Source organism: Methyloceanibacter sp. (assembly GCF_041573655.1).
In the GTDB taxonomy this organism is placed as follows: Bacteria; Pseudomonadota; Alphaproteobacteria; order Rhizobiales; family Methyloligellaceae; genus Methyloceanibacter.
Window position 1 is genome coordinate 1 of sequence record NZ_JBFFQD010000023.1, and the last position, 19,729, is coordinate 19,729.

Annotated in this window: 19 protein-coding genes and 1 tRNA gene; 7 read left to right on the forward strand and 13 right to left on the reverse strand. The window is 63.2% G+C overall.

Features of this window, described 5'->3' with window-relative positions; genetic code table 11:
• Positions 1-5: 5 nt before the first annotated feature.
• Positions 6-692 carry a response regulator transcription factor gene (locus tag ABY454_RS07230; RefSeq protein WP_372929541.1) on the forward strand — a complete coding sequence of 229 codons (687 nt, stop codon included), beginning with the start codon at positions 6-8 and terminating at the stop codon, positions 690-692.
• A 2-nt stretch (positions 693-694) separates the two neighbouring features.
• Here the strand turns inward: ABY454_RS07230 and ABY454_RS07235 are convergent, their stop codons facing one another.
• The 7 genes from ABY454_RS07235 to tesB form a co-directional block, all read right to left on the reverse strand.
• The gene (locus tag ABY454_RS07235; RefSeq protein WP_372929509.1) at positions 695-1,516 is read right to left on the reverse strand and encodes an exodeoxyribonuclease III; all 822 of its coding nucleotides are present in this window, start codon (positions 1,514-1,516) and stop codon (positions 695-697) included.
• Positions 1,517-1,865: 349 nt separating this feature from the next.
• Entirely contained in the window at positions 1,866-2,729 is an 864-nt protein-coding gene (locus tag ABY454_RS07240; RefSeq protein WP_372929510.1) for an outer membrane lipoprotein carrier protein LolA, read from the reverse strand.
• 110 nt (positions 2,730-2,839) lie between these two features.
• On the reverse strand, positions 2,840-5,311 hold the full coding sequence (locus tag ABY454_RS07245; protein WP_372929511.1) for a DNA translocase FtsK 4TM domain-containing protein: 2,472 nt from the start codon (positions 5,309-5,311) through the stop codon (positions 2,840-2,842).
• Between the two features lie 4 nt (positions 5,312-5,315).
• On the reverse strand, positions 5,316-6,524 hold the full coding sequence (locus tag ABY454_RS07250; protein WP_372929512.1) for an aminotransferase class I/II-fold pyridoxal phosphate-dependent enzyme: 1,209 nt from the start codon (positions 6,522-6,524) through the stop codon (positions 5,316-5,318).
• 159 nt (positions 6,525-6,683) lie between these two features.
• Positions 6,684-8,036, reverse strand: coding sequence for an ammonium transporter (locus tag ABY454_RS07255; RefSeq protein ID WP_372929513.1), 1,353 nt, complete (start codon positions 8,034-8,036; stop codon positions 6,684-6,686).
• Between the two features lie 17 nt (positions 8,037-8,053).
• Positions 8,054-8,392: a P-II family nitrogen regulator gene (locus ABY454_RS07260; RefSeq protein WP_372929514.1), complete on the reverse strand. Its 339-nt coding sequence runs from the start codon at positions 8,390-8,392 to the stop codon at positions 8,054-8,056.
• A 229-nt stretch (positions 8,393-8,621) separates the two neighbouring features.
• Positions 8,622-9,485 (reverse strand): acyl-CoA thioesterase II, encoded by an 864-nt coding sequence (tesB, locus tag ABY454_RS07265; protein WP_372929515.1) that lies wholly within the window; start codon positions 9,483-9,485, stop codon positions 8,622-8,624.
• A 116-nt stretch (positions 9,486-9,601) separates the two neighbouring features.
• Here tesB and ABY454_RS07270 point away from each other — a divergent pair, with 116 nt between their 5' ends.
• Both ABY454_RS07270 and gluQRS read left to right on the forward strand, forming a co-directional pair.
• Positions 9,602-10,840 (forward strand): FAD-dependent monooxygenase, encoded by a 1,239-nt coding sequence (locus ABY454_RS07270; RefSeq protein ID WP_372929542.1) that lies wholly within the window; start codon positions 9,602-9,604, stop codon positions 10,838-10,840.
• A gap of 21 nt (positions 10,841-10,861) precedes the next feature.
• A complete protein-coding gene (gene gluQRS / locus ABY454_RS07275; RefSeq protein ID WP_372929543.1) occupies positions 10,862-11,731 on the forward strand; it encodes a tRNA glutamyl-Q(34) synthetase GluQRS in 870 nt (289 codons plus the stop codon).
• Here gluQRS and ABY454_RS07280 read toward each other — a convergent pair.
• From ABY454_RS07280 to ABY454_RS07295, 4 genes are all read right to left on the reverse strand, one after another.
• Positions 11,728-11,943 (reverse strand): Trm112 family protein, encoded by a 216-nt coding sequence (locus ABY454_RS07280; RefSeq protein WP_372929516.1) that lies wholly within the window; start codon positions 11,941-11,943, stop codon positions 11,728-11,730. The genes gluQRS and ABY454_RS07280 overlap by 4 nt on opposite strands.
• The gene (locus ABY454_RS07285) at positions 11,940-12,617 is read right to left on the reverse strand and encodes an LON peptidase substrate-binding domain-containing protein (protein WP_372929517.1); all 678 of its coding nucleotides are present in this window, start codon (positions 12,615-12,617) and stop codon (positions 11,940-11,942) included. Before ABY454_RS07285 ends, ABY454_RS07280 begins: the two co-directional genes overlap by 4 nt.
• A gap of 15 nt (positions 12,618-12,632) precedes the next feature.
• Positions 12,633-13,544, reverse strand: coding sequence for a thioredoxin (gene trxA, locus ABY454_RS07290; RefSeq protein ID WP_372929518.1), 912 nt, complete (start codon positions 13,542-13,544; stop codon positions 12,633-12,635).
• A gap of 98 nt (positions 13,545-13,642) precedes the next feature.
• A complete protein-coding gene (locus tag ABY454_RS07295; RefSeq protein ID WP_372929519.1) occupies positions 13,643-14,137 on the reverse strand; it encodes a prolyl-tRNA synthetase associated domain-containing protein in 495 nt (164 codons plus the stop codon).
• Between the two features lie 164 nt (positions 14,138-14,301).
• On the opposite strand from ABY454_RS07295, the gene ABY454_RS07300 reads away from it, so the two are divergent.
• Positions 14,302-14,376 (forward strand) — tRNA-Gly (locus ABY454_RS07300).
• Positions 14,377-14,432: 56 nt separating this feature from the next.
• On the opposite strand, the gene ABY454_RS07305 is transcribed toward ABY454_RS07300, so the two are convergent.
• On the reverse strand, positions 14,433-16,430 hold the full coding sequence (locus tag ABY454_RS07305) for a L,D-transpeptidase family protein (protein ID WP_372929520.1): 1,998 nt from the start codon (positions 16,428-16,430) through the stop codon (positions 14,433-14,435).
• A 499-nt stretch (positions 16,431-16,929) separates the two neighbouring features.
• Between ABY454_RS07305 and ABY454_RS07310 the strand changes: the two genes are divergently transcribed.
• Both ABY454_RS07310 and ABY454_RS07315 read left to right on the forward strand, forming a co-directional pair.
• On the forward strand, positions 16,930-17,487 hold the full coding sequence (locus ABY454_RS07310) for a LemA family protein (protein ID WP_372929521.1): 558 nt from the start codon (positions 16,930-16,932) through the stop codon (positions 17,485-17,487).
• A gap of 18 nt (positions 17,488-17,505) precedes the next feature.
• Complete coding sequence (locus tag ABY454_RS07315; RefSeq protein WP_372929522.1) at positions 17,506-18,261, forward strand: YgcG family protein; 756 nt, start codon at positions 17,506-17,508, stop codon at positions 18,259-18,261.
• Between the two features lie 8 nt (positions 18,262-18,269).
• Here the strand turns inward: ABY454_RS07315 and ABY454_RS07320 are convergent, their stop codons facing one another.
• A complete protein-coding gene (locus ABY454_RS07320; protein ID WP_372929523.1) occupies positions 18,270-18,980 on the reverse strand; it encodes a DUF3047 domain-containing protein in 711 nt (236 codons plus the stop codon).
• A gap of 115 nt (positions 18,981-19,095) precedes the next feature.
• Here ABY454_RS07320 and ABY454_RS07325 point away from each other — a divergent pair, with 115 nt between their 5' ends.
• The gene (locus tag ABY454_RS07325) at positions 19,096-19,728 is read left to right on the forward strand and encodes a TPM domain-containing protein (RefSeq protein ID WP_372929524.1); all 633 of its coding nucleotides are present in this window, start codon (positions 19,096-19,098) and stop codon (positions 19,726-19,728) included.
• Position 19,729 lies beyond the last annotated feature (1 nt).

The following is a 19,729-nucleotide window of genomic DNA, read 5'->3' on the forward strand; positions in this document are numbered from 1 at the left end:
CCCCAATGAGCAATGCGCGTAAGATCCTCATCATCGACGATGACGACGAGCTTCGCGAGTCCTTGAGCGAGCAATTGTCGCTGCATGAGGAATTCGAGACCGACCTCGCGCCGACGGCGCAAGACGGGCTGAAGCAGGCGCGCAACGGCCACGTCGATCTCGTTCTGCTCGACGTTGGCCTGCCCGATCTCGATGGACGCGAGGCCTGCAAGCTGCTCCGCCGCAGTGGGTACAAAGGCCCGGTTATCATGCTCACGGGGCAGTCATCGGACGCCGATACAATTCTCGGTCTGGAGTCCGGCGCCAACGACTATGTGACGAAGCCGTTCCGTCTCGGTGTGCTTCTGGCGCGCATTCGCGCGCAGCTCAGGCAGCACGAGCAAAGCGAAGACGCGGTCTTCACCATCGGCCCGTACACGTTCAAGCCGGCGGCCAAGCTTCTCGTGGACGGCGGCGGCAGCAAGATCAGGCTCACCGAGAAAGAAACGTCGATCCTCAAATATCTTTACCGCGCGGGCGAACGCGTCGTGACGCGCGACGTGCTCCTGCATGAAGTGTGGGGCTACAATGCAGGCGTCACCACGCACACGCTGGAGACTCACATCTATCGCTTGCGCCAGAAGATTGAGAAGGATCCCTCGCAGGCCGAGCTGCTGATCACCGAGACCGGCGGCTACAAGCTTGTTCCTTAAAATTAGTCGACGTCGAAGTCGGCGATCACCGGCACGTGGTCCGAGGTGCGCGGCCAATCGCGCGTCTCTTCGAGCACGGTCATGGACACCGCTGCGCCGTCGAGCGCGGGCGTGGTCCAGATATGATCGAGGCGCCGTCCCCGGTTCGAGGCACGCCAGTCGCGATTGCGGTAGCTCCACCAGGTGAAAAGTTTCTCCTCCGCTGGGACATGGCGGCGCATCACGTCGATCCAGTCATGGGCGGCGCGTGCCTGTTCGAGCCGCTCCGTCTCCGGCGGCGTGTGGCTCACCACTTTGAGGAGCTGCTTGTGAGACCAGACATCCGTCGGCAGCGGCGCCACGTTCAGGTCGCCGGTGAGGATCAGGCGGTTTTTGGCCTTGGTTCGATGGCCGCCGAACCAGCCGGTCAGGGCGTCGAGGAAGGCGAGCTTGTGCTGGAATTTGTCGTTGACCGCCGGGTCCGGGACGTCCCCGCCGGCAGGCACATAAAAGTTGTGGAGCACGATCGGCTTCTGGCCCGGCGCCGCCCCATCGAGGGTGACGGCGAGATGCCGCGCCTGGCCCCGGCCGCAGATGTCGCGCCGCTGGCTACGGGCGAAGGGAATACGCGAGAGCGTGGCCACGCCGTGATAACCCTTCTGACCTGCCACCGCGATATGGGGGAAGCCCATCGCCTCAAGCTTTTGGAACGGAAACTGGTGCTCCTCGCACTTGATTTCCTGGAGACACAAGATGTCCGGCCGGTGCTCCCGGACGAACCGTTCGATCAGGTCGGCCCTGAGGCGGACCGAGTTGATATTCCATGTGGCGAGCCGGAAACGCATGGCTAGGAGGAGTATGGCGCGCCGGGCCTCTGGGCAACGGCGGGCGCTAGGGAGGCGCCGGGTTATTCAGGTAATCAACAGATTTGCCAAAGAAAAAGGCGCCCAACCGCTGCGCAGGGTTGGACGCCAGAAGCGCGTTGTTTTCGCGCGCGTGCCGGGAGGGAAGCCGGCACGAGCAGACCACATCTTCGGCTAGACGGGGGGCACTACCGATGAAAGCGATGTGGTCCGCTTCTGACTTCAGAAGTATGTAGAGTCCCGGACGATTTCAACGCCTGTCGCTCGGAAAATTTAACGAATCGTTAATGGGGTTCACCTTACGGAGTAAGGTGCTGATCGGAAAGGATTTTTACTGGCCGAAGGGCGAGCTTGAAAAGTCCTTTGTCTTGAAGAGACTTGTCGCCACTTTCCGGCCCAGCACGAGATTGCTGACGGTGACCCGAGTCGAAAGGCCCTGGGCATCGGTGATGAGCCATTCCGTCAGCTGGAGCTTGGCACCCCCGTTGAAATAGAGCTTTATCCGGCCGGCTGCGTCGCCCTTCTTGTCCTCCAGCGAAATCGCGAGGCTGTTGCCCTGGCGCTCGACGCCGACGACCCGGGCATCCTCGCCAAGATCAACGACATCCGCGAGCAGAAGGCGGAACGGCGTGGACTTGATCGGATATTTCTCGACCGTCTTCAGGTCGCTGTCCTCGATCGCCAAGGAGTGTCCGTCAGCCAGGATGCGCAGTTCGCTGGGCGGGGCGTAGTCGAACAGGACCTTGCCCGGCCGCTCCACGTAGAACTTTCCGTTGGTGCGCTTGTTGTTGGGGTCGATCTGCTCGAAACGGCCCTGCATATTGGTGATCCCGTTGAAATAAGCGTTGATCTGCTGCACCGCCTTGGACTGCTCAGCGCCGATGAGGGGCGTCGGCGCATTGGCTGCCTCGACGGCCGCCTCCCAGCTTTCGCCCTCGTCGACCGCGGCTGGCTTGATTTCGCTGACAGGCGCTGCGTCTTCCGGGGGAACGACCTCCTCGCCGATCGAAGGGCGGAGCGCGTCACCCGGAGAGCCGGCGGCGGCCCCGGCTGGGGCGGCTCCAGTGACCGGCGTGGTTGGCACGGACGACTTCGGGACCACGGTCGAGCCGTCCTGAGCCGGCGCGGCGCTCATGGAGAGTCCCAGAGCAATGGGCACGCCAAGGAGAATTCCGGCGGCTCTGCGGCTAGTCATAAACCCCCCATGACGCATTTAGCTCGGGAAAGGATTGGCAGGTATTCGATAGATCATTCCGCCAAATCTGGTCAACTTCTTGGCGGCTTGGCGGCGGCAAGTCAACGCACCTAATAAGGTGCGGTGCCCTCGTTCTCGCCGACCAGGATTTCGCGCTTTCCAGCATGGTTGGCAGCGCCGATGAGACCCTCGTTCTCCATGCGCTCAATGAGCGTCGCGGCCCGGTTATAGCCGATCCCGAGGCGCCTTTGGATATAGCTCGTCGACACCTTGCGGTCGCGCAGGACCACCGCCACCGCCTGGTCGTAAATGTCGTCGCCGCTATTGCCGTATCCGGAGCCGCCCTCGCCGTCCTCGTCCTCACTCTCGGAGTCGTCCGTCACGGCATCGAGGTATGCCGGTACGCCCTGCTTCTTGAGGTGGCGCACCACCTTCTCCACTTCTTCATCGGAGACGAAGGGGCCATGGACGCGGATGATACGGCCGCCGCCTGCCATGTAGAGCATGTCGCCGGAACCGAGCAGCTGCTCAGCGCCTTGCTCACCGAGGATCGTGCGGCTGTCGATCTTCGAGGTGACCTGGAAGCTGATGCGCGTTGGGAAGTTCGCTTTGATGGTGCCGGTAATGACGTCGACGCTCGGCCGCTGCGTTGCCGTGATTAAATGTATACCCGCCGCGCGCGCCATTTGCGCAAGGCGCTGCACCGCCGCTTCGATGTCTTTGCCCGCGACCATCATGAGGTCCGCCATCTCGTCGACGATCACGACGATGTACGGCATCGCCTCGTAATCCATCTCCTCTTGTTCGTAGATGGCCTGCCCGGTTTCGCGGTCGAACCCGGTCTGCACGGTCCGCGTCAACACCTCGCCGCGCGACTCGGCCTGAAGGACGCGGGCGTTGTAGCCCTTGATGTCGCGCACGCCGAGCTTGGACATGCGCTTGTAGCGCTCTTCCATCTCGCGCACGGTCCACTTCAGCGCGACGACGGCCTTCTTCGGATCTGTGACAACCGGCGCAAGCAGATGCGGAATGCCGTCATAGACGGACAGCTCCAGCATTTTCGGATCGATCATGATGAATTTGCATTGCTCCGGCGAAAGCCGATAGAGCAGCGACAAGATCATGGTGTTGATGCCGACTGATTTGCCTGAGCCCGTGGTACCGGCAATGAGCAAATGCGGCATGCGTGATAGATCGGCAATCATCGGCTCGCCGCCGATTGTCTTGCCGAGGGACAGCGCCAGCCGCGCGTCCGTATCGCGAAAATCAGGCGATTCGAACAACTCGCGAAGCATTACCATCTCGCGTTGATCGTTGGGCAGTTCTATGCCGATGGCGTTGCGTCCGGGAACCACCGCCACGCGCGCGGCGATGGCGCTCATGGAGCGTGCGATGTCGTCGGCAAGGCCGATAACGCGCGACGACTTTGTGCCTGGTGCGGGCTCCAATTCGTAGAGCGTGACAACGGGGCCGGGGCGCACATTGGTGATTTCACCCTTCACGCCGAAGTCCTGAAGCACACCCTCCAACTCGCGCGCGTTCTCCTGCAACACCTCGTCGCTTACCTCGCGGTTTCGCGCGGAGCGCGGCTTTTGCTGAAGGAGCCTCAGCGCCGGCGGATTGAAGGGTGCGTCGGAGTATTGCGAATGAATGCTCTCGTGCCGCTTCTTCGTCTTCTTCTGCTCTTTCTGCTCGAGCCGCGTGATGCGGTAGTCCGGCGCATCGTCATCGTAGTCCGCGTCGTAAGTCTCATCGTCGATGAGAGGCGCCGGGCCGAAGGAGGGCTCGATGCGGCCGTGGGTGTCGACCGCCGGCGGCTCCTCAGCCCAATCCTCGTCTTCGTCCTCGTCATAGGCCGCGTCATAGCCATCGGCTTCGCGCGGCTTGCGGCGGAACATGCGGCGTAACGCGCCAAAGCTGTGCATGACGAAATGCAGGCCTGCGCCGATCCAGGCATTGGCCCACTCGCCTGCCGCCGAGGATCGCGGTGCCCACAAAGCAATGAGCTGCGAGGTGCTGGTGCCGCTAGCGAACATCAGAAGCCAGAAGCCGATGATGAAAAAGATGAGCCCGGCAACGAATGCGACCGCGGCTTCTGGCAGGAAGGGCCCGATAATGTGAGCGCCGGCCATGATGAAGTCGCCGAGAATGCCGCCGAGCCCGTTCGGCAGGGGCCAGCTCTTCGGTTGGGGCAGGGCGGCGAAGGCAGCGGCGAGCATGAGGGCCGAGGCGGGCCAGGCGATCAGGCGCCATTTGCGGCTATTCGGCGTGGTGCGGGCCACGAGATGCCAGCCCCAGGCGGCAAGCGGCAGAAACAGGAAGACCGCGGCGAGCCCTAAGGATTGGATGCCAAGATCGGCGATCACCGCGCCCCAGTCGCCAAGCAGATTGCGGGGCACCGCCCGGGTGGCGTTGTTCAGGCTCGGATCTTGGACCGACCAGGTGGCCAGGCTCAGCCATACGGCGCAGGCGCCGGCGATCAGAAAGAAGCCGTACGTGCCGAATAGGAGCCGGCGCAGGCCGGTCTCCACGGCGCTCGGTAAAAGACGCCGCTGTGATTTGGATCTACGTCTTGGTGCCATCCCTCTAACCCAGTGTGGCGACGATGCGCGCTAAGCCTTCCCGCGTTGTGTCCGCGTCATGCACGAGCGCAAGCCTGACAAAGTCCTGGCCGGGATTGGCCTGGTTGGCTTGCGCGTACGTGAGGTAGGCCCCTGGGAGGACTCTGACACCACACCCTTTCCAAAGGGTTGTCGCGGCGGCCTCTCCACCGCCGAAATCGGCGAAATTCAGCCATAAAAAGAAGCTTCCCGCGGGCCGGCGGTAGCCGTAGCGGCCCTTCAGGATCGAATCGGCCACGTCGAAATTGGCCTCATAGAGGGCCCGCGCGGCCTCCACATGGGTCTCCTCGGCCCAGGCCGCCGCCGAAACGTGCTGGATTGGCAGCGGGATTTGCGGGCAGGCTACAGTCCGGAATCGGCCGAAAGCCGCCAAAAATGACGGATCGCCGGCCACGAAGCCGGACCGGAGGCCAGGCAGGCCGGATCGCTTCGATAGCGATTGGAAGGCCACGATATTGTCGAGGCTGCCGGTCTCGGCCTGGGCGACCTCCAGTGCACCGGGCGGGGGCGCATCGCCGTAGATCTCCGAATAGCACTCGTCGGCAAACAGCAGGAAATCGTGGCGGCGAGCGAGTGCGATTGCCTGGGCGAGGTACTCGCCGTTGGCCACGGCCCCTTCGGGATTCGATGGGGAGCAGAGATAGAATCCGATCGTGCGCGACAAGACCGCCTCGTCGATCTCGTCCAGCTTGGGCAAAAAGCCGCCTTCCGGACCCGCCGGCAGGAACGCAGGCTCAGCGCCCGCGACTGCGGTCGCCGCCGCGTACACTTGATAGAACGGGTTGGGAATGAGAACCGCCGGGTCCGCGATCTCAGCCCTTCTGTCTTTTGCGGGAAAGACGGCCGAAAACAATCCTTCGCGCGAGCCGTTGAGCGGCAGGACGTGATGCTCTGGATCGATCACGCCGCGAAGCGCCGGATAGCGTCGTCCCATCCAAGCGCTGATCGCCTCGCGCAAACCCGGCGTTCCCTTGATCGGCGGGTACCGCCCGAACTCGACGAGATGTTCATTCAGCACCGGCGCCAAGAACGACGGTAGCGACGTCTTCGGTTCGCCGAGATGGAAGTGGATCGCCGGCGCGCCGGGCTCGATATCCTCAAGCAGCGCGTTCAAACGCAAGAACGGCGAGCGGATGATCGCGTCGAGAGAGTTGGTCTCGCCCAAGACTGACATGCACGCGGTGTTAGGCGATGACGCGGCCTGCGGCAATGCCTTGGCACAATGTAAAAGACCCCGGCGCGAGAGGCGCCGGGGTCCAAGGTGGAGCTGAGGTCAGGGAGGAGGCGACCTAGCTCTTTGTCATTGTTGTCCCTCGTTACATTGCGCGGAGGTCTATTGGACCACCTCGCCATGCAAGTTGATGTCGAGGCCCTCGACTTCGACAGCCTGGCTCACCCGCACCCCGACAAGGATGTTGGTGATGATCAGGATGACGAAGGTCGCGATCGCGCACCAAACGATGGTGGCCACGATGCCCCAGAGCTGGGTGAGGACCTGCCCGGCATTGCCTTCCAGCAAGCCGGCGGTTCCACCGATCGCCTCGACCGCGAACACGCCCGTCAGCAGTGCGCCAACGATGCCGCCCACGCCATGGATGCCGAAGACATCGAGCGAGTCGTCGTAACCCAGGGACCTCTTCACGGTCGTCGATACGAAGAAGCAGATCAGACCGGCAGCAATACCAATCCAAAGTGCACCAAAGCCATCGACGAAGCCGCAAGCCGGGGTGATCGCCACGAGACCGGCAATTGCGCCCGAGATGATGCCGAGAACGGACGGCTTCTTATGGATGAGCCATTCGATGAACATCCATGACAGAGCCGCAGCCGCGGTCGCGATTTGCGTCGTGACCATGACCATGCCGGCACCGGCGTTGGCAGCGAGAGCCGAGCCGACGTTAAAGCCGAACCAGCCGACCCACAGAAGCGATGCACCAATCAGGCTCAAGACCAGATTGTGCGGCGCCATGTTCTCGGTGCCGTAGCCGACGCGCTTTCCGAGGAACAGGGCGCAGACTAGACCGGCAATACCGGCGTTGATGTGCACCACCGTACCGCCAGCGAAGTCGAGCACGCCGTCTTCCGACAGGAAGCCGCCGCCCCACACCCAGTGACAAACCGGGGCGTAGACGATCAGGGCCCAAAGCACCATGAAGATGCAGACAGCCGAGAACTTCATACGGTCCACGAAGGCACCGACGATCAGCGCCGGCGTGATGGCGAAGAACGTCATCTGGAAGGTGAAGAAGACCGATTCCGGAATGGTTCCGCTCAGAGTATCGACACCGACACCGTTCAGGAACATCTTCGACAGACCGCCAACATAGGAGTTGAGCGAGCCACCGTCGGTGAACGCGAGCGAGTAGCCGACGACGAACCACGTGATCGACAGCAAGCAGACGATCGCGAAGCACTGCATCACCACGGACAGCACGTTCTTCTTGCGGACCATGCCGCCGTAGAAGAGCGCGAGGCCCGGAATGGCCATCATCAGGACGAGAACAGTGGATGTCAGCATCCAGGCCGTGTCACCCGTATCGAGTTTTGCAGTTTCCTCGGCAGCTTCCGCCAGAGGCTCTGCTCCCTCGGCCGCCGCCTCTTGGGCGAGTGCAGGATCGATGTGGTAGAGCGCCGCAATTGCGAGCGCAGCGACCACGCCGAAAAGATATTTGGCAAGGGTCGTCATATTCAATTCTCCCCCTCTCACAGTGCTGATTCGTTGGTTTCGCCGGTGCGGATGCGCACCGTCTGTTCGACGGGAACGACGAAGATCTTGCCGTCGCCGATCTGCCCGGTCTTTGCCGCGGCCACGATGGCGTCCACAGCTTTGTCGACCGTGTTGGCAGGCACCACGACCTCGATCTTGATCTTCGGCAAGAAGTTCACGGCGTATTCCGCGCCGCGATAGATCTCGGTATGGCCTTTTTGCCTCCCGTACCCTTTGACCTCAGTAACGGTCATGCCTTGCAGCCCAAGCTCTGTGAGGGCTTGTCGCACCTCGTCGAGCTTGAATGGCTTGATGATTGCCATCACCAGCTTCATCTGATTGAGCCCTCCATTGATTTACGGCCGCTCAGGATGTTGTCCCTGAGCCTTGAGCCGTGCGAACCCGAAAGCAGAGTCAAGCTACGTGCCAACTCGCCCTCAGGCGCCGCAAGTCATTGGGGTTAGCGATTCTTTTACGATTGTGGCAGGGCCGGCGTGGACCCTGACAGGCGCCAGAAGGCACAACAATTAGGCAAATACCGCCCGATGCACGCAAAGTAGGCGGTTATTTGGGCTTCCGCTCGCGAACAAGGCCTTCTTGTGCAGTCGAGGCGACCAAACGGCCCTGGCGGGTGAACAACGTCCCCCGGCAAAAGGCCCGCGCCGCGCTGGAACTGGGGCTGTCCTGGGCATAAAGGAGCCACTCATCGGCCCGGAAGGGCTCATGGAACCAGATCGCGTGGTCGAGGCTGGCCAGCATCAGGTTGGGATCGAATACGAACCGCCCATGCGCGATCAAGGCCGTATCGAGCAGGGTGAAGTCGGTCGCATAGGCCAGCACGCATTGATGGAGCGCCAGATCTCCGCCGAGATCGCCGGTCGCTTTGATCCATACGAGCTGGCTTGGGGCCTGTTTATCGCGTGAAAAGTAACGCGAGAGGTCGACAGGGCGAATTTCGATCGGCCGCTCGGCCTGCCAGTAGGCTTTCACAGGCTCCGGAACCTTGGAAATGAGCTTGGCCTTCAGCTCCGCCTCGCTCGGCAGGTCCTCTGGCGGGGGCACGTCCGGCATCGCCATTTGGTGTTCCAGTCCCGCCTCCTCCCGATGGAAAGAGGCGGCCATGGAGAAGATCGCGTGCCCATGCTGGATGGCCACCACCCGGCGCGTCGAGAAGCTGCGGCCGTCGCGGATTCGGTCCACTTCATAGATCATCGGCACCGCCGGATCGCCGGCGCGCAAAAAATAGGCATGCAGCGAATGGGCGTTTCGGCCTTCGACGGTGCGGTTCGCCGCGACCAGCGCCTGGCCGATCACCTGGCCCCCGAACACACGCTGCCAGCCGACTTGCGGGCTGAGGCCCCGGTAGAGGTTGTGCTCAAGCGGCTCGAGATCGAGGATCGACAGAAGTTCATCGAGCGCGGCGCTCATTGATGGGCCCTTTCCGTAGGAGTCGCTGACCATCGCCATTTAGCAGGTCGGCGCGGCCCAAGGAACGCCAGGATGGGTGAGTGGCGCATCTTGGCGCCCTCGCCTATAGGAAGGCCATGGCAGAGGCGCGAACGAAAGACTATGGCGTCGTGATCGCGGGCGGTGGATTCGCCGGCGGCACTTTGGCGCTCGCGCTGGCGAAGCTCACGCCAAAGCCGCTCCGCGTCGCCCTAGTGGACGCGGCCTCGCGCGCGCCCACAAAGAAAGATGCCAGAGGCCTTGCGCTCTCGGCAGCGGCGACGCGACTTCTCGATGCGGTGGAGCTCTGGCCCGCGCTTGCGCCCAACGCACAACCCATCAGGTCCATCGAAGTCACCGACAGTCCGCTGAACGCGGATTTACGTCCTCACTTTCTTGGCTTCGATACGGAACTGAACACAGGCGGGCCGAGCGCCTATCTGGTCGAGGCGGGCGAACTTCTCAGCACGATTGCCGATGCGGTTGCGGCCGAGCCTGCGATCGACGTGTTTGCACCGGACAGCATCGACGACTTTGCGACCGACGCCTTCGGCGTGCAGGCGCATCTTGCGAGCGGGCTTACACTACGGGCGCCGATTCTTGTCGGCGCCGACGGGAAGCGTTCGCGCCTTCGCGAAGTCGCGGGCATCAAATGCATCGGCTGGTCGTATCCGCAGAGCGGCATTGTCGCCACGGTCACGCACGAACACCCGCACAACGGCCAAGCGGTGCAGCATTTCCTGCCGGCGGGTCCCTTCGCCATTCTCCCTTTGAAAGGCAACCGCTCCTCGATCGTGTGGACCGAGGACGCGGCAAACGCGAAGAGCTTGATGGCCGGAGACGAGGCGGCATTCGTCGCCGAACTCTCAACCCGTTTCGGGCATCGGCTCGGCGCCATCTCGCTTGAGGGGCAGCCGCAGTCTTTCCCGCTCGCCTTTCAGATGGCGCGCTCGTTCGTCGGCAAACGCCTCGCTCTGGTCGGTGACGCCGCACATGTTGTGCATCCGCTTGCGGGCCAAGGGCTCAACATTGGCTTGCGCGACGTGGCGGCTCTCACCGAGACGATCGTCGATGCCTTGCGGCTCGGGCTCGACATCGGAAGCAGTGTGACACTGGAGCGTTATCAACGCTGGCGCCGTTTCGACAGCGCTTTTTCCGGCACGGTGATGGACGCGATGAACCGCCTGTTCTCCACCGACAACGCGCCGCTTCGTGCCATCCGCGATCTCGGGCTGGGGATTGTCGACCGGTCGCCGGGCCTAAAGCGCTTCTTAGTGCGTGAGGCGGCCGGCGGAACCGGCGACGTGCCGCGGCTGATGAAGGGCGAGGCCCTGTAGCGCGTGGCGCACGTCCCCACGATGTCCGGTTTCGTCACGCGTTTTGCCCCCTCGCCGACGGGGCTGCTGCATCTCGGTCATGGCTTTTCCGCCATGACCGCCTGGGAGGCGGCGAAGTCCGCGGGCGGGACGTGCCTCTTGCGGATCGAGGATACCGACGCGACGCGCGTGCGGCCCGAATACGAGGCGGCGATCTACGAAGACTTGGCGTGGCTGGGGCTGACATGGCCGGAGCCTGTGTGGCGGCAATCCGATCGGCTCGACGTCTATGCGGCTGCGCTCGACCGGCTTGGCCGTCTTGGGCTGACTTACCCCTGCCGCTGCACCCGCGCCGATATCCGCGCCGCGGTCGCCGCGCCGCAAGAAGGCGCTGGCCCCGGGAGCGCGGTCTATCCCGGCACGTGCCGCGGCCGCGTGCTCGCCGAGGCGGGGCAGGGCGAGGCGATCCGGCTCGATCTCAGCCGCGCGTTGGCGCTCCTTGACGGTCCGGCACTGACTTGGACTGAGACTGGCCCGGCGCATGCCGGGACACACGCGCTGGACCCGGGGGCCATGCGGCGCGAGATCGGCGACGTGGTTCTGGCGCGCAAGGACATCGGCGCGGCCGCCTATCATCTCTCGGTGGTGGTGGACGATGCCGCGCAAGGGATCACCCATGTTGTCCGCGGCGAGGATCTTTTGGACGCCACGCCCATTCACCGGCTCTTGCAGGCGCTGCTCGAACTACCGGTGCCGGTCTGGCATCACCACGCGCTCGTGCGCGATGCGGGCGGCAAGCGCCTTGCCAAGCGCGACGACGCGCGCGCAATCCGCGAATATCGTAAGGCGGGGCTCACGCCGGAGGATGTGCGGCGCCTGGCGCACACGCTGCGCGCCGACGAGCCGCGTTAGCTCTCGTCGAGCTTGCGCGCTTCTTCCGGCAACATGATCGGGATGCCGTCACGAATGGGAAAAGCGAGTCCCGCAGCGCGGCTGATTAGCTCCTGCCGCTTCGCGTCGTAGTCGAGAGACGTCTTTGTCAGCGGACAGACGAGGACTTCGAGAAGCTTCGGATCGACGGGCCGGTCGCCCGCCGGCGTTGTGTCTTTGTCTTCGCGCGTCATTGTATCGAGGTTCCCGAACCGTCATCGCGCGTGGCGAGTTCCATCTCCGCGAGTGCCACCAAAGCCTCGGCGCGGTCTTGAAGGCTCACGGCCTCCAACAGTGCCTGTTTTTCCTCGGCACCGTAGGGGCTGAGAATCGAAAGCGTGTTCACCAGCCGCTCATTGTCCGCGCTGTTGATGCGATCCCAGTCGGCATTGAGATCGTATGCTTCAAGATAGCAGCGAAGCGTCTCGAGCAGGCCGACACGGTCGACATCATCCTCGCCGAGACCAGCGATGAAGTCATCCGCATAGGATGAAAATGAGATCTCACACAGACGGAACGACATGTCCGATGAGACTTCCCCGCCAAGCTGAAAGCGCGCGACACCGGTCAACGTGACCACAAGGTGATCATCCTCGTTCTCATTGAACGCAGTGATGCGGCCGGCACAACCAATGTTGCGCAAGGGAACGTTTTTGCCCTGGGGAGACTCATCGCTGCCGGTATCGGGGGCTGGCTGCACCACGCCGATCAACCGCTCGTTGGCCAAGGCATGTTCGATCATCGCCAGATAGCGCGGCTCGAACACGTTCAAGGTCAACGTTGCCCGTGGCAGCAGAATTGCGCCCCGCAAAGGGAACACCGGCAACATGTCCGGCATGTCCGAGGCGTTGCGATAGCGATCAGGCACGACGCTCCTCGGCGTTTACGAGAATAGCAAGGACGACAGCTTTTGACGCCCCGATGTCGTGGCGGGGTCCGTCGCGCCCCACGCCTCAAAAAACTGCACAAGCTGTTTTCGGGCGGCGTCGTCATCCCACGCGCGGTTCTTCGCGACGATGGTCAGCAGCTCATCGAGCGCACCCTGACGGTCGCCGCTCGCGTTCAGTGCGAGCGCGAGATCGAACCTGGCTTGCGGGTCGCTCGGGTCCGCGGCGACCTTCGCACGAAGGCTGTCCACGTCGCCTGTGTCACCGGCCTTCTTGGCGAGTTCGAGCGCGGCTCGCGCGCTTGCGACTGGCGCGCTCTCGGCCTTCGCGGGCGGGACGAGCGCCAGTGTCTGCTCGGCGCGCGCCAGATCGCCTGTCTTGATGTAGCACTTGGCAAGGCCGGCGGCGGCTTCTGCATTCTCCGCGTCGCCTTGCAGGATCTCGGCAAACGCCTGCGCCGCGGCATTTACGTCGCCGGCTTCGAGCGCCGCTTCTGCCGCCTCGAGATCCGCGGTCTCCTCGGTGTTCTCGCCGACCAGCCGTGCAACGAAGGCATTGATTTGCGATTCCGGCAACGCGCCCATAAAGCCGTCCACCGGTTGGCCATCCTTGAAGGCGAACACGGCGGGAATCGATTGCACGCCCATCTGGCCTGGAATCTCCGGGTGCTCGTCGATGTTGAGCTTCACCAACCGGATGGTGCCCTTGGACGCCCGCACCACCTTCTCCAGGACGGGGGTCAACTGACGGCACGGTTCGCACCACGGTGCCCAGAAGTCCACCAAGACGGGCCGCTCACGTGAGGCATCGATCACGTCGGCCATAAAGTCCTTGGTCGTGGTGTTCTTGATCAGGTCGGCGCCGGGTTCGCCCGCGCCCTCGCCGAATATCGGTGTCTCTACGCTCATGCTTCACTTTCCGTGCGGTGCGGCACCGGCAAATGGTGTGCCGCTTTCACGATAGAAGATGGGCCGCATGCCGCCATTTGGCAACCGCGTCCAGCCGCTCAAGTCAAGACCAAGAGGTGGGGTGTGTGCCCGCACGCCTCGATGAAGCGGATCAGGTCCCCGGTTGCCACACGTGTCGTTGCGCTATTGATCAGCGGGTGACAGTTGACCTCGGCGAAGCGCAGCAAGGCTTCGTCCACCACTACCGCGGACAGCCGGCGTGAGGTCTCGTTGATCAGGGCAAACGCGGTGACCGAGCCCGGCTCCACGCCAAGGACATCCATTAAGAGATCCGGCTTGCCGAAACTGAAACGGCCAAGGTCGAGTTGCTTGGCCAGGGCCTTGAGGTCGACTTTGGTGTCGTCCTTGGCGATCACCAGCGCCAGGCGGCCGTCCTTGTCCTTGAGGAATAGATTTTTGGTGTGTCCGCCTGGAATCGTGGCCCGCAAATCTTGGGACTGCTCGACGGTGAACATGGGCGCATGCTCGACCGTCTTGGAGGCAATGCCCAGCTCTTCCAGCCGGGCAAACAGCGTGGCGCGATCGGATGGCATTGCTTTCGGCGTGGGCTTCGGCTAATGGGGGTGCCCTTGATGGGCCCCTGAAGGGGTCATAGTTTTGGGGAAGGCGGCTGAAGTAGACAGTTCAGGCGCGATCCACTACAAGGCAAATGACCACCCTGAAGCGTGAAATTCAAGGCTTGCCGGTGGTTTGGAGTGCGGGTGTAGCTCAGGGGTAGAGCACAACCTTGCCAAGGTTGGGGTCGTGGGTTCGAATCCCATCGCCCGCTCCAATTTTCTAAAAAATGCGAAAGTTAGTTCGACCCGCCGGTCGCCGTCGGTCGCTGCCCTAGAAGGGGTAGAGACCGCGGCGATAACGGCGCTGCGTGGAGCGGCGCGAATAGGTCGGCGCGGCGCGGCGCGTATAGGACGGCTGCGTGCGGCGGCGGCTTGTCGTGCGGCGCCGCTTCTTCCGAGGCCGCGGCGACACGCTCGCTCGCTGCACCTTGGCGGGCTTGCTCGTATCCCAAACAAGGAAGTCGGCGCCTTTCGGCAGGGTCGCCGAGTTGATCGCGGTATCGGCGACGATCAGCGAGGAGCCGGGCGTTAGCCGCTCGGAGATGTTCTGGCGGACATCGTCGGGAATTTCGATGCGATCGAGCACAATCGTGGGATCGGCATCGTCTTTGAGGCTGATCGCTGTCCACTGCGCCTCGGTCGCGTCCTTCCCGAAATGCATAACCGTGAAGACGTGCGTGCCGAGCGGCGCGTCGGGGTTGCGGAAGCGGACGGGGGTGTCGAACACGCCCACAAACTTCTGACGGACGAAAAGGTGACCGGACGGCGGTTGCTTCTTGCCGGCGACTTCATAGACCTTCTTCTCAAGTTCGTCGGTGAAGGCGCCGGTCTCGGGCAGATCGTTGGCTTTCTGGAACGCCTTGATGGCGCGGATCGTCTTCTGGCCGAAAGTGCCGTCGAACTCTTGATGATCCAGATGACCCATGGACGCCAGAATGTACTGCACGCCGATCATGCGATCCCGCTTGGTGCGGCGCGTGATCAGGACGCGGAGCGGCTCGGTGGAGCGCGGCTCGGCTGCCTCGACGGCCGCAGCGGAAGCTCCCGCCGCCAGCTTGGCTGCAATCACCGATGGCTTGGCCGGCGGCATGGGAGGATGGTCTTCCGGTCCCAGCGCGGCAATCTCGACGGTCGCGAACTTCGCCGCAGGCTGCGACAGCGCCGAAGCGGACACGGTCAAGATCGGTCCGGCCTCTGGCTCGCTCGCCACCTCTGGCTCGCGCGCAACTTCGGGCTCACGCGGATCCGCCGCCACGGCGGCCTCCATTGCCATCGACGCTTCGGCCGGGGCCGGCGCTTCAGGCTCGACGGCGTTTGCGGAAATCGCAGGCGCGACCGGCGCTTCGGCGGGCGTCGCGAGGCGGTCCCGATGCTTGAAGAAATCGTCCGAGGTTCCAACCGACGCTTGCGTCTCGTCTGACGACGGCTTTGCAGCGAACGCGTGCGAGCCGCTCCCCATGAACGGCTCCGCCGTCGGGTCGATGGCGTGAGTGCGCGTGTCCTCAAGGACCGCCAGAACCATCGGGCGTTGCGCAGGGGTTTCCCGCTGAGCAAGAAGGGCTCGAGCGATGATCGTCGCCGTGGCGGGTGCCTTGGCGCTCGGCACGACCGCTTCGGCCTTGGCGAAGACGACCGGCAGGCGGGTGCCCAGAGCGGGTACGGCGTCGTTGCTCGACCGGCGCATTTGATGCTGCTCGTGTTCCTCAGCCATCATCGGCGGCAAGGGCGGCGGCAGCGGTTGGAACAGGGCAGGGTGATCGATCAGCTTGGGCGCGACCATGTTGCGGGCGACGACGACCTGCTCGCCGACGCCGGTCATCTTGAACAGCTTGGGCGCGAACGAGTAGGGCAGCCGGACGCAGCCATGTGAGGCGGGATAGCCGGGAACGACGCCTGCGTGGAGCGCGGTGCCCGTCCAGGTCAGCCGCTGCATCCAGGGCATCGGCGCGCCCGCGTAGAGGTTCGAGTAATGGCGCCGACGTTTCTCCAGAATGCTGTAGACGCCAGGCTTCGTGGAATAGCCGCGCTTGCCGGTCGAGACCCGCGTGCTCGTGACCAGCGACATGCCGCGGTAGATATTCGCCTTCTGATTTCGCAAGGAAATGATGATCGTCATCGGCTGGTTCTTGTCGGCCGCCGGTGCCGCTTGCTCGTCTTTGGGCGTCTTGGTTTTCTTCGCGTCGGCGGGCGCAACGGCGACCATCGTCGCGAGGGCCACGGCGCCGGCAAAAATCGAGAAAGTCGTGAGAGTTCGCGCTGCGGCTGTCACCGCCTCATTCCCCTGCTTTACGCATACACACCGTACTCGCTCCCCCGTAAGAAATCGGTCTCATAGCGAGCCTCCGCGAGTCCCCCAAAACGACTCGCGAATCACACTAGAAGAGGCCCCCGACTTTGACTAGCAAAGCCTTCGGATTAACTAACGTCCTCCGGGACTTGTGGGATTCCGGTGGACGATCGCGGGTATCGAAAAAATCGCGGAACTGCCGGGACTTAAGGGCTCCCAATAATGCGTGGACCAAAGTGGGCCGATCCCCCAAACCACCCGTCCGCAAAGAAACTTGGGCGTTGTTTCATTCTCGCAACACCTTCCGAGGCCCCTACCGGCCCCGCCAGCCGCTGGCAAGGCGTTGCGCCGGTTGTGGAAAGCACTTGCCAGTTGCGCAGGGCCCCAATACACGAGGTCTGCGTTTCGCTGCACGCGGGAGGATGTCATGCACGTATTGGCGCGTCTTTGGTCTGGGCCTGTCGGCCGCGCAGGGGTTCTCATGCTTGCGTCAGTCCTGCTGGCCGGCTGCGGCATCAACCAGATTCCGACCCTCGATGAGCGCGCCAAGGCGGCATGGAGCCAGGTGCTCAATCAGTATCAGCGCCGTGCCGATCTCATTCCCAATCTTGTGGAGACCGTGAAGGGCTTCGCCGAGCAGGAAAGCAAAGTGCTCACCGAAGTGATCGAGGCGCGCGCCAAGGCCACGCAGGTGCAGATCCCGAAGGACATCCTCACCAACAAGGAAGCCTTCGACAAATTCCAGGACGCGCAGAACAACCTTTCCGGCGCGTTGGGCCGTCTGCTCGTCGTTGTCGAGCGCTACCCGGACATCAAGTCGAACCAGAATTTCCTGGCGCTTCAGTCGCAGCTTGAGGGTACCGAGAATCGTATCGCCGTTGCCCGGCGCGACTACATCACCTCCGTTCGGGACTACAACACCGAGCTGCGCACGATCCCCGGCCGCTGGTGGCGCGCACTGCTCTATCCGGAGTCCGAACCGATGCAGAACTTCTCCGTCTCCGAAGAGACGACGAAGGTTCCGCAGGTGGAGTTCTAGCCGCGAAGCGGGGCCCTCATGGCCACCACGGCTCTTCGTGTTGTCCTATTTCTGGTTGCGCTCTGCGTCGCGGCTGCGCCCGCGACATCCGCGCCGGAGTTTCCCGCGCTCTCCGGACGCGTGGTGGATCAAGCGGATCTTCTAAGTCCTGAGGACGAACGAGAGCTCACCGCGCATCTGAAAGCGCTGGAGGAAAAGAGCTCGGACCAGCTCGTCGTCGTTACGGTTCCATCGCTGCAGGGTTACACCATCGAGGACTTCGGCTATCAGCTCGGCCGGCACTGGGGTATCGGCACCGCGGAACTTGACAACGGCGCACTCCTGATCGTTGCGCCAAACGAACGCAAGGTCCGCGTCGAGGTTGGCTATGGCCTTGAGCCCATTCTCACCGACGCACTTTCCAACATCATCATCGAGAACGCGATCCTGCCGCGCTTTCGCGCCGGCGATTTTGCCGGCGGTATCAAAGATGGCGTGCGCGATCTCACATTGTCGCTGACCGGAGACGCGGCGGAAGTCGAAGCGCGCGTGCGTGCCAGGCACGATGCCGACAAGGTTCCCATCGATTGGTTCACGATCCTCCTCTACTTCGCGATCTTCCTGCTCCTCATGTATCTGATGCGCAACAGCACCTATGTCGTGCCGGAAGGCAGTAGCCGCCGCAACGACCGTTCCGGTTGGGGCTCAGGTGGCGGCTGGAGCGGCGGCGGAGGCGGTGGTTTCTCCGGTGGCGGCGGAGGCTTTGGCGGCGGCGGGTCGTCCGGGAGCTGGTAAGGCTCCGTCTATTTCACGCAGAGGTCCGCGAGCGCGACCACGTTGCGGCCACCCGTATCGTCGGCGTCGCTCGAAACGCCGACGGCCACCAGATGACCGGGCGGCCTGCCGAAGGCCCGCGCAAAGTCCGTGCGCAACCCGGCCTCTTCATCGAACCAGACCCCCGGCTTGGCATTCGCTGCACGCTTCACGATGGTGCGGCCGCGGCCGTCGAAATAGGGCAGCGGCAAGACGGTCCCGGGCTTGGCCGCCCCACCCCAGACATAGATGAGGACTTGGCCATGTCCGGACCGCAAGAGCTCCGAGAGGTCGGTTCCCGGTGTCACATCAGCCGGATTGGCAAAGGCGAAGTACAGCGCGAGCACGCGGTCGTCGCCGCCCTTCTTGGTGAGATCGGTTGGTCCCACGCCCTCCTGCTTGCGCCAGCGCCACCGCGCCTGCTCCGCCTTTGCCACTTGGCGCGGCACGGCATGCCACAGAAGCCCGAACCCGCCCGCCGTCTCCACGACCAGGGCGTCCTTGCCGTGCGCGGAAAATCGCGCGCCGCGCCGCCACGGAGATCTCACCGACTGCCACCCGGAGGCGGAAAGATTGGGCCCAAAGGGGAATGCGACACCGCCGGCCATGTCCGGTCCCCTCGCAAGCGCCATCTTCGACACGGCAAACCCGCCAAGTGTCAGTCCTGCGCATAGGAGAAAAGAAAGGTGCCGCGTCTGCATGTGTTCCTCGAAAAGCCGCAACGGTTCGCATGGGATTGCCGGTTCCAATGTGCGCGATTATCGCCATAGTGTGCGCCGGCGCATGGAATGAGCGACCCCGGGAAGACGATACGCGATGAAGCCGTTCAGCAGCGATGAACATGCCGTGATCGCCGATGCTATTTCCCGCGCCGAGAGGACGACGAGCGGTGAGATCGTCGTCGTAGTTGCCCGTGCCTCCTCCGGTTATTTCTTCTTTGCGTTGATGTGCGTGGCGCTTGCCGCGCTCGCCGTGCCGCTTCCGCTCATTCACTTCACGAAGTGGCCTATCGAATATGTGTATCTCCTGCAGCTTGCCGTCTTCGGCCTCGGCGTGCTCATCGCGCGATGGGAGCGCTTTCGCGTCGCCATCGCACCGCGCGGGCTGAAACAGGCGCGTGCACATTTGCGCGCGGTCGAACAGTTTCTCGCGCAGAATCTGCACACCACGAAGGGGCGCACCGGCGTGCTCATCTATGTGTCCGATGCGGAGCGCTACGCCGAAGTGATCGCCGACGACGGCATATACAAGAAGGTGTCGCCAGAAATATGGGACGAACTCATCGAGGATTTGACCGCGCAGATCGGCCGGGGAAACCGTGTTGAGGGTTTTGTTGCGGCAATCGAAACATGCGGCGCGATCCTCGCCGAACACTTTCCCCCCGAGCCTCTTGGCGAGGACGAGCTTCCCAATCATCTGATCGTGATCGATGGCGCCAAACTCCCATAGT